The following is a 16,069-nucleotide window of genomic DNA, read 5'->3' as shown; positions in this document are numbered from 1 at the left end:
CGGCCTGCCGAGCTAACCGTTCAGCACATACGGCCGCGTCATCACTTCGAGGAAATGGCCGTCCGGATCGTCGAAATAGACGCCGCGGCCGCCGTTGTGGCGGTAGATGTCGCCGGGTTGCCGCTTGGCCGGATCGGCCCAGTGCGGCAGCCCACGCTCGCGAATGCGGGCGAACACGCGGTCGAAACCGGCTTCGTCGATCAGGAACGCGTAATGCTGCGCCGTGATCTCCCCCGTCTTTTCGTAAAAATCGAGCGACACGCCGTTGTCGAGCGCGACGACCAGCATCGCGCCGAACGGCGTCGGCGGCGGCAGTTCCAGAAGCTCGGTGAGGAAGCGGCTCGACGCGTGCTTGTCGCGGCACCAGACGATCGTGTGGTTCAACTGGACGTTCATGGCGTGTTCCGGGGAAGGGCACCGGCGGTGGGCATGGAAACACGATAGCCGATCGCCGCCGGTGTTCAAGCGCGGAAAGCGGCCGCCTGACGGGCGGCCGCTGCCATCATTCCCCGGCGACCGCCGGCCCGCCCGGATTCCGGCGGTTGCGCCGCTTCTCGGCCCACACGCGCAGCCGGTCCATGTACAGATAGACGACCGGCGTCGTATAGAGCGTCAGCACCTGCGATACGACCAGGCCGCCGGCGATCGCGATTCCGAGCGGCGCGCGCAGCTCGGCGCCGTCGCCGCTGCCGAACGCGAGCGGCAGCGCGCCGAGCAGCGCCGCCATCGTCGTCATCATGATCGGACGGAAGCGCAGCAGGCACGCCTCGTGGATCGCGTCGAACGACGACTTGCGGTTGTTGCGCGTCTGGTCGATCGCGAAATCGACCATCATGATCGCGTTCTTCTTCACGATGCCGATCAGCAGGATCACGCCGATCAGCGCGATGATGCTGAACTCGGTCTTGAACAGCAGCAGCGCGAGCAGCGCGCCGACGCCGGCCGACGGCAGCGTCGACAGGATCGTGATCGGGTGGATGTAGCTCTCGTACAGGATCCCGAGCACGATATAGACGGCCAGCAGCGCGGCGAGGATCAGGATCGGCTGGTCGTTCAGCGACTGCTGGAACGCCTGCGCGGTACCCTGGAAGCTGCCGACGATCGTCGGCGGCACGCCGACCTGCGCCATCGTCTGGTAGATCACCTGGGTCGCCTGCGACAGCGACACGCCCGGCGGCAGGTTGAACGAGATCGTCGTCGCGACGAACAGCCCCTGGTGGTTGACCGACAGCGGCGTCGTGCTCGGCCCGAACGTCGCGATCGCCGACAGCGGGATCATCGTCGACTTCGACGTCGATACCGACGCGCCCGACGACGCGCTCGACTTGCCGCTGGCCGCGATCGAGTTGAGCGCCTGGTTGCGCGCGGAATCGGACGCGATCGCCGCGGCGCTCTGCGCGGCCGTGCCGGCGCTCGACGTGCCTGCCGACGTCGCGACGTAGGTGCCGGCCGCCGCGTTGGTGGTCTGCGAGCCGTTCGCGCTGCCGCCCGACGTGCTGATCCATACCTGGTTCAGCATCTCGGGGCTCTGCCAGTATTTCGGCGCGACTTCCATCACGACGTGGTACTGGTTCAGCGGGTTGTAGATCGTCGAGACCTGGCGCTGGCCGAACGCGTCGTACAGCGTGTTGTCGATCTGCGCGGGCTTGATGCCGAACCGCGCGGCCGTCGCGCGGTCGATCGTCACCATCGCCTCGAGGCCGCCTTGCTGCTGGTCGGAGTTCACGTCGGTCAGCTCGGGGCGCTTTTGCAGCGCCTCGGTCAGGATCGGCGCCCACTTGTACAGGTCGGCGCTCGAATCGCCGAGCAGCGTGAACTGGTACTGCGCGTTGCTCTGCCGGCCGCCGACGCGGATGTCCTGCGCGGCCTGCAGGAACGTGCGCGCGCCCGCGACGTCCGCCAGCGGCGGGCGCAGTTGCTGGATCACCTGGTCGGCCGACAGCTTGCGCTCGGTGCGGTCCTTCAGCGTGACGAACATGAAGCCCGAGTTGGTCTGCGTGCCGCCGGTGAAGCCCGCGACGCTCTTCACGTTCGGATTGCTCTGCACGATCCGCATCATTTCGGAGAACTTCAGCTTCATCGCCTGGAACGACGTCGACTGGTCGGCCTGGATGCCGCCGATCATCAGCCCGGTGTCCTGCTGCGGGAAGAAGCCCTTGGGCACGACGATGTACAGGTAGACGTTCAGCCCGATCGTGGCGAACAGGGTCATCAGGATCAGCAGCGGCCGGCGCAGCGCCCACGACAGCGAACGCTCGTAGCCGCGCTGCATGCGCGCGAAGCCGCGCTCGAGGAAGCGCCCGAAGCGGCCTTCGTTTCGCGGGTCGTGCGACTCGGGCAAGAGGCGCGCGCACATCATCGGCGTGACGGTGAGCGACACCGCGAGCGATACGGCGATCGCGAGCGACAGCGTCAGCGCGAACTCGCGGAACAGGCGCCCGACGATGCCGCCCATCAGCAGGATCGGCAGGAACACGGCGACGAGCGAGATGCTCATCGACAGCACCGTGAAGCCGACCTCGCGCGCGCCGTCGAACGCGGCCTGCATCCGCGACTTGCCGTTCTCGATGTGCCGCGAGATGTTCTCGAGCACGACGATCGCGTCGTCGACGACGAAGCCGGTCGCGACGATCAGCGCCATCAGCGACAGGTTGTCGATCGAGAAGCCGAGCAGGTACATCGCGCCGAACGTGCCGATGATCGAGATCGGCACCGCGACGCTCGGGATCAGCGTCGCGCGCCAGTTGCGCAGGAACAGGAACACGACCATCACGACGAGGCTGACCGCGATCAGCAGCGTGTGCTGGGTGTCCTTCAGCGATGCGCGGATCGTCGTCGACCGGTCGAGCACGGGCGTGACCGTGATGTCGGCCGGCAGCGACGCGGTGAGCTGCGGCAGCGCCGCGTGCACGCGGTCGATCGTCTCGATGATGTTCGCGCCGGGCGAGCGGTACAGGATCACGAGCACCGCGCGCTTGCCGTTCGCGAGGCCCAGGTTGCGCAGGTCCTCGACCGAATCGACGACGTCGGACAGGTCGGACAGCCGCACGGCCGAGCCGTTGCGGTATGCGACGACGAGGTCGCGGTATTGCGACGCGTCGGAGGCCTGGTCGTTCGTATAGAGCTGGTAGCGCTGCGGGCCGAATTCGATCGCGCCCTTCGGTGCGTTCGCGTTCGCGGACGCGAGCGCCGCGCGCACGTCCTCGAGGCCGATCCCGTAGTGGAACAGCGCCTGCGGTTCGAGTTCGACGCGCACGGCCGGGTTGGCGGAGCCGCTGACCGACACCTGGCCGATCCCGTCGATCTGCGACAGCGATTGCTGCAGCACCGTCGACGCCGCGTCGTACAGCTTCGCCGGCGACGAGGTTTCCGACGTGAGCGACACGACCATGATCGGCGAATCGGCCGGGTTGACCTTGCGGTAGGTCGGGTTGCTCTTCAGCGCGGCGGGCAGGTCGGCGCGCGCCGCGTTGATCGCGGCCTGCACGTCGCGCGCGGCGCCGTCGATGTCGCGGTTCAGGCCGAACTGCAGGATGATCCGCGCGTTGCCGACCGTGCTCGTCGACGTCATCTCGGAGACGTCGGCGATCGAGCCGAGATGCCGCTCGAGCGGGCTCGTCACGCTGGTCGCGACGGTCTCGGGGCTCGCGCCGGGCAGCGACGCCTGCACCGAGATGGTCGGGAAGTCGACCTGCGGCAGCGGCGACACCGGCAGCTTGATGAACGCGAACAGGCCCGCGAGCGCGACGCCGAGCGCGAGCAGCGTGGTCGCGACGGGGCGGGTGATGAAGGGGCGCGACAGGTTCATGTCGGCACTCGCTGGGCCGCCGCGTGTTCCGACGGATGCGTTTTCGGCAGATGGGGGGGCTGCGCCCCCCCACGCGAACGAAGTGAGCGTGGGGGTCGTTTCATTTACGCATCCGTGCGCGTGCCGGCACCGGGGCCGTGGCGTTCGAACCAGCCGCGCACGCGGCGCGCGAGCGAGTCGAAGCCGAGGTAGATCACGGGCGTCGTGAACAGCGTCAGCACTTGCGACACGATCAGGCCGCCGGCGATCGCGATCCCGAGCGGCTGGCGCAGCTCGGAGCCCGCGCCGGAGCCGACGATCAGCGGCACCGCGCCGAGCAGCGCGGCGAGCGTCGTCATCAGGATCGGCCGGAAGCGCAGCAGGCACGCCTGGAAGATCGCCTCGCGCGCCGGCTTGCCTTCGACGCGCTCGGCCTCGAGCGCAAAGTCGATCATCATGATCGCGTTCTTCTTCACGATGCCGATCAGCAGCACGATGCCGATGATCCCGATGATGTCGAGGTCGTGCCCGGTGATCATCAGCGCGAGCAGCGCGCCGACGCCGGCCGACGGCAGCGTCGACAGGATCGTGATCGGGTGGATGTAGCTTTCGTACAGCACGCCGAGCACGATGTACATCGTGATGATCGCCGCGAGGATCAGGAAGATCTGATTCGACAGCGATGCCTGGAACGCGAGTGCCGCACCCTGGAAGCGCGTCTGGAACGACGCGGGCAGCGCGATGTCCTTCTCGGCGGCCTCGATCGCCTTGACGGCCTCGCCGAGCGACGCGCCGGGCGCGAGGTTGAACGAGATGGTCGTCGACGGGAACTGCGACAGGTGCGCGACCAGCAGCGGCGACGGCCGCTCGTGGAACGACGCGATCGACGACAGCGGCACCTGGCCGCCGCCGGCCGACGGCAGGTAGATGTCGTTCAGCGATTGCGCGTAGTGCTGCTCCTTCGGTTCGGACTCGAGAATCACGCGGTACTGGTTCGACTGCGTGAAGATGGTCGACACGATGCGCTGGCCGAACGCGTCGTACAGCGCGTTGTCGACGGTTGCCGGCGTGATGCCGAAGCGCGCGGCGCTCGCGCGGTCGATCTCGATGTAGACGGACTGGCCGTTGCTCTGCAGGTCGGTCGCGACGTCGGCGAGCGACGGTTCCTGCTGCAGCCGCGCGACGAGCTTCGGCACCCAGGTCGCGAACTCGTCCGAGTTCGGGCTCGTCAGCATGAACTGGTACTGCGTCGGGCTGACGGTCGAGTCGATCGTCAGATCCTGCACCGACTGCATGAACAGCGAAATGCCCGTGATGTTCGCGACGCGGTGCTGCAGGTCGCGGATGATCTGCGCCGCCGTCTCGGAGCGCTCGTCGCGCGCCTTCAGGTTGATCAGCATCCGGCCGCTGTTCAGCGTGATGTTGCTGCCGTCGACGCCGATGAACGACGTGAGGCTGACGACGTTCGGATCCTTCAGGATCTCGGTCGCGAGCGCCTGCTGGCGTTCGGCCATCGCACCGTACGAGATCGACTGCGGCGCCTGCGTGATCGCCTGGATCACGCCGGTATCCTGCGCGGGGAAGAAGCCCTTCGGTATGTAGACGTAAAGCAGGCCGGTCAGCACGAGCGTCAGCAGCGCGACGACGAGCGTCGAGCGCTGGCGGTTCAGCACCCATTCGAGCGCGACCGCGTAGCGCGCGATCACCCAGTCGATCGTCTGGTGCACGCGCGCCTCGAAGCGGTGGCTCTCCGGCGGCGGCGAATGGCGCAGCAGCTTCGCGCACATCATCGGCACGAGCGTGAGCGACACGATCGCCGAGATCACGATCGTCACCGCGAGCGTGATCGCGAATTCATGGAACAGGCGCCCGACCACGTCGCCCATGAACAGCAGCGGGATCAGCACCGCGATCAGCGACACCGTTAGCGAGATGATCGTGAAGCCGATCTGCCGCGAGCCCTTCAGCGCGGCCTCGAGCCCCGATTCGCCTTCCTCGACGTAGCGCGCGATGTTCTCGATCATCACGATCGCGTCGTCGACGACGAAGCCGGTCGCGATGGTGAGCGCCATCAGCGACAGGTTGTTCAGCGAGAAGCCGGCCAGGTACATCACCGCGAGCGTGCCGATCAGCGACAGCGGCACCGACAGGCTCGGGATGATCGTCGCGTAGACGTTCGCGAGGAACAGGTACATCACCAGCACGACCAGCCCGACCGCGAGCAGCAGCTCGAACTGCACGTCGCGCACGGCCGCGCGGATCATCGTCGTGCGGTCGGTGACGATCTGCACGTCGAGCGCGGCCGGCAGCGTTTCCTGCAGCTTCGGCAACTGCGCCTTGATCGCGTCCACCGTCTGGATCACGTTCGCGCCGGGCTGGCGCTGCACGTTCAGGATGATCGCGGGCTCCGAATTCACCCACGCGCCGAGCTTGGTGTTCTCCGAGCCGGCGACGACCGTCGCGACGTCGGTGAGCATCACCGGGCGGCCGTTCTTGTACGCGACGACGGCGCTGTTGTACTGGTCGGCGCTCGTGAGCTGGTCGTTCGCGTTGATCGTGTAGGCGCGCGTCGGGCCGTCGAAGTTGCCCTTCGGCGTGTTCACGTTCAGGTTCGAGATCGTCGTGCGCAGGTCGTCGAGGTTCATCCCGTACTGCGCGAGCGCGGTCGGGTTGGCCTGGATCCGCACGGCCGGGCGGTTGCCGCCCGACAGGCTGACGAGGCCGACGCCCGCGATCTGCGAGATCTTCATCGCGAGCCGCGTGTCGGCCAGATCCTGCACCTGCGTGAGCGGCAGCGTCTTCGACTTGACGGCGAGCGTGATCACCGGCGCGTCGGCCGGGTTGACCTTCGCGTAGATCGGCGGGGCAGGGAGGTCGGACGGCAGCAGGTTGCCGGCCGCGTTGATCGCGGCCTGCACTTCCTGCTCGGCGATGTCGAGCGGCAGGTCGAGCGAGAACTGCAGCGTGATCACCGACGCGCCGGCCGAGCTTTGCGACGACATCTGGTTCAGCGACGGCATCTGCCCGAACTGCCGTTCGAGCGGCGCGGTGACCGACGAGGTCATCACCTCCGGGCTCGCGCCCGGGTAGAAGGTCTGGACCTGGATCGTCGGATAGTCGACCTCGGGCAACGCGGCGAGCGGCAGGAAGCGCAGCGCGACGAGGCCGGCCAGCATGATCGCCGCCATCAGGAGGGCGGTGCCGACCGGCCGGAGAATGAAGAGGCGGGATGGATTCATCGAGCGGCCCGCGCGTTATCGGGCCGCTGCTTGCGACGCGCCGTGCGGGTGTCCGCCGCGATGGCCGCCGGCGCCCGATGCACCCGACGCCGCGCCGGCGCCGCGCGCGCCCGACGCGCCTTTCGGCTTGTCGGCCGGGATCGAGATCTTCGCGCCTTCGCGCAGGCGGTCGGAGCCGTCGGTCACCACGCGCTCGCCGAGCGCGATGCCGCTGACGATGCTCGTGCGTTCGCCGTCGACCGGGCCGGGCTTGACCTTGCGCACTGTCACCGTGTTGTCGGGTTTCACGACGTAGACGAACTGGCCGATCGAACCCGTCAGCACCGCGGACGTCGGCACGATCGTCGCATCGCGCATCACGTCGACGAGCAGCCGCGTGTTCACGAACTGATTCGGGAACAGCATGCCTTCCTTGTTATCGAAGTTCGCGCGCAGCTTGACCGTGCCCGTGCTCGTGTCGATCTGGTTGTCGAGCGTCGCGAGCGAGCCCGTCTCGAGCGGCACCGTGTTGTTGCGGTTGTACGCGGTGACCGACAGCTTCTGGCCCGCGTTCACCTGCTTGAGGATCTGCGGCAGGTTGTCTTCCGATGTCGTGAAGATCACGCTCATCGGCTGCAACTGCGTGATCACGACGATGCCGGTGCTGTCGCCCGGCGTCACGTAGTTGCCGGGGTCGACCTGGCGCAGGCCGACGCGGCCCGACACGGGCGCCGTGATGCGCGCATACGTGAGGTTCAGCTTCGCGGAATCGATCGCGGCCTGGTCGGTCTTCACCGCGCCTTCGTATTGCTTGACGAGCGATTTCTGCGTATCGACGGTTTGCGACGCGATCGAGTCCTGCGACAGCAGCGTCTGGTAGCGCTTCAGGTCGAGGCGCGCCGTCGCGAGCAGTGCCGAGTCGCGCGCGAACGTGCCTTCGGCGTTCTCGAGCGACACCTGGTACGGGCGCGGGTCGATCTGCGCGAGCACGTCGCCTTTCTTGACGATCTGGCCTTCCTGGAACGACACCGACTGCAGATAGCCCGACAACTGCGTCTTCACCGTCACGTTCGCGAGCGGCGTCACGGTGCCGAGCGCGGACAGCACGATCGGCATCTCGCCCTGCGTCGCGGTCGCCACCTGTACCGGCTGCGGAACGTTCGCCATCGCGGCGGGGCCGCCGCGGCCGCGATGGCCGCCGGCGCCGCTCGCGCCCTGGGCCGCGCTGCCGGCACCCGGCTGGGCCGCCGACGTGCGGTTCCACGGGTGCCACCACAGCAGGCCGCCGATGACGACGACCGCGAGCGTCCCGATCATCAGCGTGCGGCGCGGGCGCCGTGCGGCGGGAGATGCGGGATCTTTCGAAGGGGGCGTGGGATTTTGTTCGTTATCCATCGTGTTCTGTCAGGAAGACGGCGCGGCGTGCCGGGAATCGGACTGCTCTTGGCTGCGCGTGGGCGAGCGGTGCCGGGAGGGGCAACCCGGCTCGGTCCGGTGCCCTCCCGACCCGCGCGGGAAAAGAGCTGTGCGCACCGCGAATGCGGCGCGACGATGGGCATGATCCTACGTGCCGTCCCCGTTACAGTCCAGCGGTCTATCTTTCAACGGGTTACGGTCGTTACAGAACGCGTCGGCACGATGACGGAACGATTACACGCTGATGCGCCGGGCCGGCGCGCCGCCGATCTCGCGGGTGATTTTCGCGATGCATTCGTGCAGTGCGGGTACGACATGTTCCTGTAGCCATTCGGGCGGACACTGGTGCGACGCACCGCCGCAATTCACCGAATAGCGCTGGCCCGACGGGCCGACGAAACCGGCCGCGACCGCATTCAGGCCCTCGCGCCATTCGCCGATCGCGATCGCGTGGCCTTCGCGCATCGCTTCGTCGAGCGCAGGATTGAGTCTTGCGGACACATGCGGCCAGTCGTCGCCCGCCGTCGTGCGCAGCGAGTCGAGCAATTGGCGCCGCTCGTCGTCCTCGAGTGCCGCGAGATACGCGCGGCCGACGGCCGTGCGCGCGATGTCCATCCGCGAGCCGATTTCGAGGCGCGTGACGAGCACGGCCGAGCGTGGCCGGATCACGTCGATCGCGACCATGTCGAGCCGGTCGCGCACCGCAAGGTGCACGGACAGCGACGTGCGTTCGGCCAGCTCGATCATGAACGGCCGCGAACGCGCGCGGATGTCGAAGTTGCGCAGGAAGCCGTGGCTCAGCTCGAGCACCGACGCGGTGAGCACGAAGCGCTCGCTGTCGGGCAACTGGAACAGGAAGCCGGCGCTGACCAGCGTCGCGGTGATGCGCGACACGGTCGGCTTCGGGATGCCGGTCAGTTCGGTCAGCTCGCGGTTGCTGACGGGCGCGTCGGCAGCCGCGATGCGGCGCAGCACGGCAAGGCCGCGGGCGAGCGCGGTGATCTCGTCGGGCGACGATTCACGGTCCCGGGACGCGGAAGGGGTTACAGTTGTCGACACGAGGGGTTCTCTCTATTTCCGAAACTCGATTTCAATTTTGTTGGTATTGTAGGACGATTGTCAAAAGATGCATGTTCCATGGGTGAACCGGTCATTGGATGAGATTTTGCGGGTTCACCCTTGGTTTATTAGGAAAACGCTCAAAGGAGCATTGCCGGAAAGTGCATGAGCCGGTGCAAATACCGCTTGACTTGTCGGGCGGAAACGGAAAGAATGTCTCACGTTTTCGAAACATCGTTTCAGGAGTTTAACCGGCAACGGTGTTTCGCGCAGTCTCTCAGGTTCTAGCACGGCCCTCGGAATGGCTAGAACTTTTTTAGCGCCACGGTCTCCGTGGCGCTTTTTTTTGCCCGTCCGCCCGGACGCGTCAGGCCCGTATTATCCCCCGATCGCAGAAAACGCCCGTCCGAACGTCCGACGGAGCATGCTTGCGCGCGATGCATTCGCGGCAGGTTCGATTCGCGCGCGCAAAAAAAAGCGCGATGCCCGCACTGGGCATCGCGCACAAACCGGCGTGGAGCGCCGACGAATGAACGGTGATGAAGAAAGGGGCGCCCGGCTAGGGACGCCCGGTTAGGGGCGCCCGGCCAGGGACGCAAGGCTCCCTCGAGCGAAGCGGTCAGGCCTTCGCGAGCTTGATGCTGGTCTGCTCGGCCGTCAGGTAGCCGACGCTGGCGCCGAAGCGGTCCTTGAAGTTCGCGCGCACGAGCGGGTCGAGCGTCGGCTTGACCTTGTCGTGCAGCGGCGTTTCCCAGTCGCCCGCGTGCTGGAAGTTGCTCATGACGTAGGTCCAGCCGTTGATCTCGTCGACCGCGTGCAGGCCCGTCGATTCGGCGCCGGCCGGGCACGACAGCACGCGCACGAGCGATTTCGTGTCGACGTTGTAGGCCCACAGGAAGTTGTTCACGTGCATGCCCGAGTCTTCGCCGATGAAGAGCGTGCGCAGCTTCTCGGAGAACTTCAGGTTGTCGGGGTTCGCGATCTTGTCCGGGTTCGCGAGGTTGCCGAGCCCGTCGGCCGCGGCGAGATCCTCGCCGACGAGCGCGGCCGGCGCGCCCATGTCGACCGGCACCCATTCGCTGTCGATCGCGCCGCCCGTCGTGTCGCGCTGGCTACCCTTCAGGTTCAGCGCATAGACGGCGCCCGCGGCGATCTTCTTGTCGACCGCGACGTCGCGCGACACCGCGTTGCCCTTGACCATCGACGTCTCGATCCGCGACATCGCCGTATAGACGATCTTGTCCTTCGCGTTCACGGTCGTGCCTTCGAGCTTCGTGAACGCCATGCTGCCGCCGAGCAGCGCCGCGTAGCGGTGCGTCTCGAGGAACGCGGCCGCCTTCTCCATCCCCGGCTTCACGCGCATCCAGTTGAACTTGCCGCCGAAGTGGATCTTCATGTAGCTCGCATCGTTCGGGTCGGTGGTCGTCAGGTCCATGATGTCCGACGCCTTCAGCGTGTTCGCGAGCGCTTCGATCTCGCTGCTCGTCGCGTGGCCGATCCTGATCCACGTCAGCGTCGCCGTGCCCGCGCCGGCGGCCGACGTCTGCGCCCACTTTGCGACGTACAGCGTGCCGGCCGACAGGTCGGCCGCCTTGTCGGCGACGAACATGAACAGGCCGCCGTTGGTTGCGTCGTCGCCCATCATCACGGTGCGCTGGTCCGGCATCACCTGGATCAGTTCGTGCGAGATGCGGCCGAGGCAGTAGTGCTTCTTCACGGTGCCCGTGCCGTCCGCGTTCACGGTGATCTCGGGCAGGTGGCCGTAGTGGTAGGGGTTCGCCTTCGTCTCGTCGCCGAACGTGTTCTTGCTGAACGCCTTGAACTGCGCGTCGGTCGCGGCCTTCGTCGCGTCCGGCTCGTACTCCTCGCTCGACAGGTGCGTGCCCCACGGCGACAGGCTCGCACCGCAGGTGATCCACAGGCCGTGCGCGTTCGACGTGTCGACGTTGTGGTACTTGACGACCTTCAGCGCGCCGGTGGCCGGATCCTGGTCGAGCGTGAGCACCGCGATCGGCGACGGCAGCTGGCCGTACTGCGATGCGCTGGCCTGGTCGCGCGTCGTGTATTCGAACTGCACGACCGCGAACACCGTGTTGCCCTTCACGCCGGGCACGTTCGCGTTCTTCAGCGTGAGCAGCGAGCTGCCGTCCGGGCAGTCGGAATAGAACTGGCGCTCCTTGCCGGCTACCGAGCGATCGATGATCGGCTGGTTGTTGATGTCGTAGTAGCCGCCCGCGAGCGTCGTGCCGCCCTTGCCGTCCGGCACCATGTCGCCCGTCACGAAGAACGGCCGGTACGCGAGCTTGAAATTGCGCGACGAACCGTCCGAGAACGACACCGACAGTGTCGAGCCGACCGTCGTCGTGGCCATTGCGGCCGCGTTGTCGAGCGTGGGTGCGGCCATCGCCGAGAACGTCGCCGACGTATAGGCGGCGGCGACCGGGGCCGGCGTCGACGTCGGATTGTCGTCGCCGCCGCAACCCGTCAGCAGGGCCGGCAGCGCGAGGCCGGAAAGGGGAAGCATCGGCGCGCCGGCGAGGATCTTCAGGGCCTGACGACGGGCAGCATTGGGCAACGCGGGCATGTGGAGTCCAGTTTCAGTTGTTGGAAGAATGGCCTTCGCGAAGCGCAAGCAGGCGATCGGCAAGCTCCGCGAAGGCAAAGTGAAAACTGGACGGAAGTGTAAGGACGCTCGATGAAAGTTTTTTGAATCGAAAACGTAATGCTGCGTCGGGCGTTCGTCAGGCGCTCAGTCGCGTTCGGGCGTCGCCGAGATCCGGTGGATCGACAGGTCCGCGCCGTCGAATTCGGCTTCGCGGTCGAGGCGCAGCCCGACGGTCGCCTTCAGCGCGCCGTAGACGAGCGTGCCGCCGGCGGTTGCGATCGCGATGCCGCCGAGCGTGCCGACGAGCTGCGACAGGAACGACACGCCGCCGAGACCGCCGAGCGCGGGCAGGCCGAACACGCCGGCCGCGAGGCCGCCGAGCGCGCCGCACATCCCGTGCAGCGGCCACACGCCGAGCACGTCGTCGATGCGCCACTTGTTCTGCACGCAGGTGAACATCGCGACGAACAGCGCGCCGGCCGCCGCGCCCGTGACGAGCGCGCCGATCGGGTGCATCACGTCGGAGCCCGCGCACACCGCGACGAGGCCCGCGAGCGGCCCGTTGTACGTGAAGCCCGGATCGTTGCGGCCCGCCATCCACGCGGCGAGCGTGCCGCCGACCATCGCCATCAGCGAGTTCACGGCGACGAGGCCGCTGATCTTGTCGAGCGTCTGTGCGCTCATCACGTTGAAGCCGAACCAGCCGACCGCGAGCACCCATGCGCCGAGCGCGAGGAACGGGATGTTCGACGGCGGGTGCGCGGCGATCCGGCCGTCCTTCGCATAACGACCGTGGCGCGCGCCGAGCAGCAGCACGGCCGGCAGCGCGACCCAGCCGCCGAACGCATGCACGACGACCGAGCCCGCGAAATCGTGGAACGGCGCACCGAACGCGTGCGTGAGCCAGGCCTGCACGCCGTAGCGGTCGTTCCATGCGATCCCTTCGAAGAACGGATAGATGAAGCCGACGATGATCAGCGTCGCGACGAGCTGCGGATTGAACTTCGCGCGCTCGGCGATGCCGCCGGACACGATCGCGGGAATGGCCGCAGCGAAGGTCAGCAGGAAGAAGAAGCGCACGAGCGCGTAGCCGTTGTGCTGCGACAGCGAGCCGATGTCGTCGAAGAACTCGACGCCGTACGCGATCGTGTAGCCGATGAGGAAGTACGCGAGTGTCGACACCGAGAAGTCGACCAGGATCTTCACGAGCGCGTTGACCTGGTTCTTCTTGCGGACCGTGCCGAGTTCGAGAAATGCGAAGCCCGCGTGCATCGCGAGCACCATGACGGCGCCGATCAACAGGAACAGTGTGTCGACGCCGGATTTCAGACCATCCATGCCGTGGTTTCCTTGCGCAAAAAACGGGCGAGGAACGCAAGTATCGAGCCAACTTGGTGAACGGTTGCGTGGAATTGGTGCTCAGGCACCACGTGGCGGGGCATTTCGGTGAATCGCGCCCGGTATTGACGCACGTATGGTGCGGGCCGGGGCCGCACCGTACGCACGCACGTGGTGCGGCGCGTGCGGAACTGGTGCGAATGGGTGCGGCGTGGTGCGGCGGCGTATGCCGTTGCGCACCGATCTGGCGCGTCAGTGGCGCACGAACAGTTCTCGCGGCCGGCGCAGCCGCAATGCGCACGCCGACCAGTACGCGGCGACGGTCGTCAGCCCGAGCGCGGCGAACGAGAGCGCCGCGAAACCCGTGAGCGACTGGCCGTCGCCGTCGGGGCCGAGGATGCCTTGCGCGACGATCAGCGCGGCCGTCCAGAAGCCGATCACGGCCTGCGTGAGCAGGCGCGCGGACGTGACGCGGCGCGAGCGCCCGGCTTCGGCCAGGCGGCGCGCCGACGGAGGGCGCAGGCACAGGAACAGGGTGGCGGCGAGCAGCGCGGCCAGGGCGATGAACCAGTCGACGAGGAAAGCCATGACGGAAAAGGGGACACGTACGAAGCGGATTGAAGCGTGTCCACTTTAGTGGCGTCGTGCCTGCGATTGAATCAGACGAATCCGAAATTGAAAGGCATTTTTAATCACGGGTCGTCATTTGGCCTGTTCAACAGGCGGTATCATCGACGTCGGTCCAACCACGAGGCCGTGCGACGCACGGCCGGAGATTGCTGATGAACATGAAGACATCGCGGGCGCGTCGCGTGCCCGGGTTCGCGCTGGCGGCCGTGGCTGCCGGTGCGCTGCTGTTGCTCGCGGGCTGCGAGAAGTCCGGTACGCCGGTCGCCCAACCCGATACGGCCGCGAGCGCGGCGGCCGATGCCGCGAACAGCGCGGCCAAGGCGCTCGACCAGGTCGCGAGCACCGTCAACCAGCAGCTCAACGCCGCGAAGGCCGGCATCGCGTCCGCGGCGTCGGCCGTGCCGCCGCTGTCCGCGAGCGGCCTCGCGTCCGCCGCGCAGGCGCAGATCGACGCGGCGGCTTCCGCGGTCGTCGCGCATGCGGCTTCCGAAGCCGGAGCGAAGATGGCGGAAGCCGGCAAGAAGCTCCAGCAGTGGAGCCAGCAGAACGCGTCGGGCGCGAAGCCCGCAAGCGGAGAATGACGCAGGCTTGCATGATCCGCAAAATGTAATTATTATGGTTACACATTGTCGCCGGCCGCGGTACGGGCCGGCGTCGCCGAGTGGGTGAGGAATGAATACCAGCAGCCGGTTCGCGTTTGCCGTCCACGTGCTTGCCTTGCTGTCGATGCAGGAAGGCGCGCCGTTGTCGTCCGACATCATCGCGGGCAGCGTGAACACGAATCCGGCGCTGATCCGCCGGTTGCTGTCGATGCTGGCGGGCGCGGGGCTGACCACGTCGCAGCTCGGCGCGGGCGGCGGCGCGCTGCTGGCGCGCGAGCCCGGCGAGATCACGCTGCTCGACGTGTATCGTGCGGTCGACGATGCCCAATTGTTCGCGCTGCACCGCGAGGCGCCGAATCCCGCGTGTCTCGTCGGGCGGCACATCCAGGGCGTGCTGATCGACTACATCGGCGACGCGCAGCGCGCGATGGAGGCATCGCTCGCCACGCGCACGCTTGCCGACGTAACGGCCGACGTGCTGGATTCGGAGCAGCGCAAGCAACACGCGGGGCGCGCCGGCGGGTGAGCGGCGGCAGGCAGAGCGCAGGAAGCCGGGCGGCGCGTGGGTGTGGCGATCGGCGCAACGGGGGATTCGCCCCGTTTTTTTCGGTCTTATATGTAATCAATTTAGTAACATTTTTTCGGAGAATCGATATGACGCAACGTACCTTGAATATCGCGCTGTTCGGCGCCACCGGCATGATCGGCTCGCGCATCGCAGCGGAAGCCGCACGGCGCGGCCATCGCGTGACCGCACTGTCGCGCAACCCCGGTGCGGCCGGCGACGGCATCACGGCGAAGGCGGCCGACCTGTTCGACGCGGCCAGCATCGCGGCCGCGCTGCCGGGCCATGACGTCGTCGCGAGCGCGTACGGCCCGAAGCAGGACGACGCGGCGAAGGTCGTCGCGGCCGCGAAGGCGCTGGTCGCCGGCACGCGTCAGGCGAGCCTGAAGCGGCTCGTGGTGGTGGGCGGCGCCGGTTCGCTCGAAGTCGCGCCCGGCAAGCAGCTCGTCGACAGCGAAGGCTTCCCGGAAGCGTACAAGGCGGTCGCGCTCGCGCACCGCGATGCGCTCGACTACCTGAAGACGGTCGGCGATCTCGACTGGACGTTCTTCGCGCCGGCCGCGCTGATCGCACCGGGCGAGCGGACGGGCACGTTCCGCACCGGCGTCGGCAAGCTGATCGCGGACGCGCAGGGCAACAGCAAGATCTCGGCGGAAGACTACGCGGTCGCGTTCGTCGACGCGCTCGAGCAACGCAGCTTCGTGCGCGAGATCGCGACGGTCGCGTATTGAGCGGTTTGGCGGCCGGTGCCGCGTGAGCGCCGGCCTGGCCCGGGCGCGGCACGCGAGCCGCAACGGACGGTACATGAGGCGATTCCACCTGGACGGGTGGAGTCGCCTTTTTCGTTTG

General features: G+C 67.3%; 11 protein-coding genes. 3 read left to right on the top strand and 8 right to left on the bottom strand.

Going from position 1 to position 16,069, the window contains the following annotated elements:
* Positions 1-12: 12 nt before the first annotated feature.
* The 8 genes from KVT39_RS04875 to KVT39_RS04840 form a co-directional block, all read right to left on the bottom strand.
* Complete coding sequence (locus KVT39_RS04875) at positions 13-396, bottom strand: VOC family protein (RefSeq protein WP_034183155.1); 384 nt, start codon at positions 394-396, stop codon at positions 13-15.
* A 106-nt stretch (positions 397-502) separates the two neighbouring features.
* Positions 503-3,808 carry an efflux RND transporter permease subunit gene (locus tag KVT39_RS04870; RefSeq protein WP_034183156.1) on the bottom strand — a complete coding sequence of 1,102 codons (3,306 nt, stop codon included), beginning with the start codon at positions 3,806-3,808 and terminating at the stop codon, positions 503-505.
* A gap of 104 nt (positions 3,809-3,912) precedes the next feature.
* The gene (locus tag KVT39_RS04865) at positions 3,913-7,026 is read right to left on the bottom strand and encodes an MdtB/MuxB family multidrug efflux RND transporter permease subunit (protein ID WP_034183157.1); all 3,114 of its coding nucleotides are present in this window, start codon (positions 7,024-7,026) and stop codon (positions 3,913-3,915) included.
* A 15-nt stretch (positions 7,027-7,041) separates the two neighbouring features.
* Positions 7,042-8,400 (bottom strand): MdtA/MuxA family multidrug efflux RND transporter periplasmic adaptor subunit, encoded by a 1,359-nt coding sequence (locus KVT39_RS04860; RefSeq protein ID WP_034183158.1) that lies wholly within the window; start codon positions 8,398-8,400, stop codon positions 7,042-7,044.
* 255 nt (positions 8,401-8,655) lie between these two features.
* Complete coding sequence (locus KVT39_RS04855; RefSeq protein ID WP_034183159.1) at positions 8,656-9,480, bottom strand: IclR family transcriptional regulator; 825 nt, start codon at positions 9,478-9,480, stop codon at positions 8,656-8,658.
* Positions 9,481-10,099: 619 nt separating this feature from the next.
* The gene (locus tag KVT39_RS04850; protein WP_217588038.1) at positions 10,100-12,064 is read right to left on the bottom strand and encodes a PhoX family phosphatase; all 1,965 of its coding nucleotides are present in this window, start codon (positions 12,062-12,064) and stop codon (positions 10,100-10,102) included.
* Between the two features lie 165 nt (positions 12,065-12,229).
* Positions 12,230-13,423 carry an ammonium transporter gene (locus KVT39_RS04845; RefSeq protein ID WP_217588034.1) on the bottom strand — a complete coding sequence of 398 codons (1,194 nt, stop codon included), beginning with the start codon at positions 13,421-13,423 and terminating at the stop codon, positions 12,230-12,232.
* A 252-nt stretch (positions 13,424-13,675) separates the two neighbouring features.
* The gene (locus KVT39_RS04840; RefSeq protein WP_034183162.1) at positions 13,676-14,011 is read right to left on the bottom strand and encodes a hypothetical protein; all 336 of its coding nucleotides are present in this window, start codon (positions 14,009-14,011) and stop codon (positions 13,676-13,678) included.
* Positions 14,012-14,205: 194 nt separating this feature from the next.
* On the opposite strand from KVT39_RS04840, the gene KVT39_RS04835 reads away from it, so the two are divergent.
* From KVT39_RS04835 to KVT39_RS04825, 3 genes are all read left to right on the top strand, one after another.
* Entirely contained in the window at positions 14,206-14,634 is a 429-nt protein-coding gene (locus KVT39_RS04835) for a hypothetical protein (RefSeq protein ID WP_105390758.1), read from the top strand.
* Positions 14,635-14,725: 91 nt separating this feature from the next.
* Positions 14,726-15,181, top strand: a complete 456-nt coding sequence (locus tag KVT39_RS04830; RefSeq protein WP_034183164.1) for an Rrf2 family transcriptional regulator — start codon at positions 14,726-14,728, stop codon at positions 15,179-15,181.
* 128 nt (positions 15,182-15,309) lie between these two features.
* Positions 15,310-15,951 carry an NAD(P)-dependent oxidoreductase gene (locus tag KVT39_RS04825; RefSeq protein WP_217588033.1) on the top strand — a complete coding sequence of 214 codons (642 nt, stop codon included), beginning with the start codon at positions 15,310-15,312 and terminating at the stop codon, positions 15,949-15,951.
* Positions 15,952-16,069 lie beyond the last annotated feature (118 nt).

Origin of the sequence: Burkholderia sp. GbtcB21 (genome assembly GCF_019091065.1) — a bacterium.
In the GTDB taxonomy this organism is placed as follows: domain Bacteria; phylum Pseudomonadota; class Gammaproteobacteria; order Burkholderiales; family Burkholderiaceae; genus Burkholderia; species Burkholderia pyrrocinia_C.
Note: the sequence above shows the minus strand (reverse complement) of the source record. Positions and strands in the feature narration are given on the sequence as shown.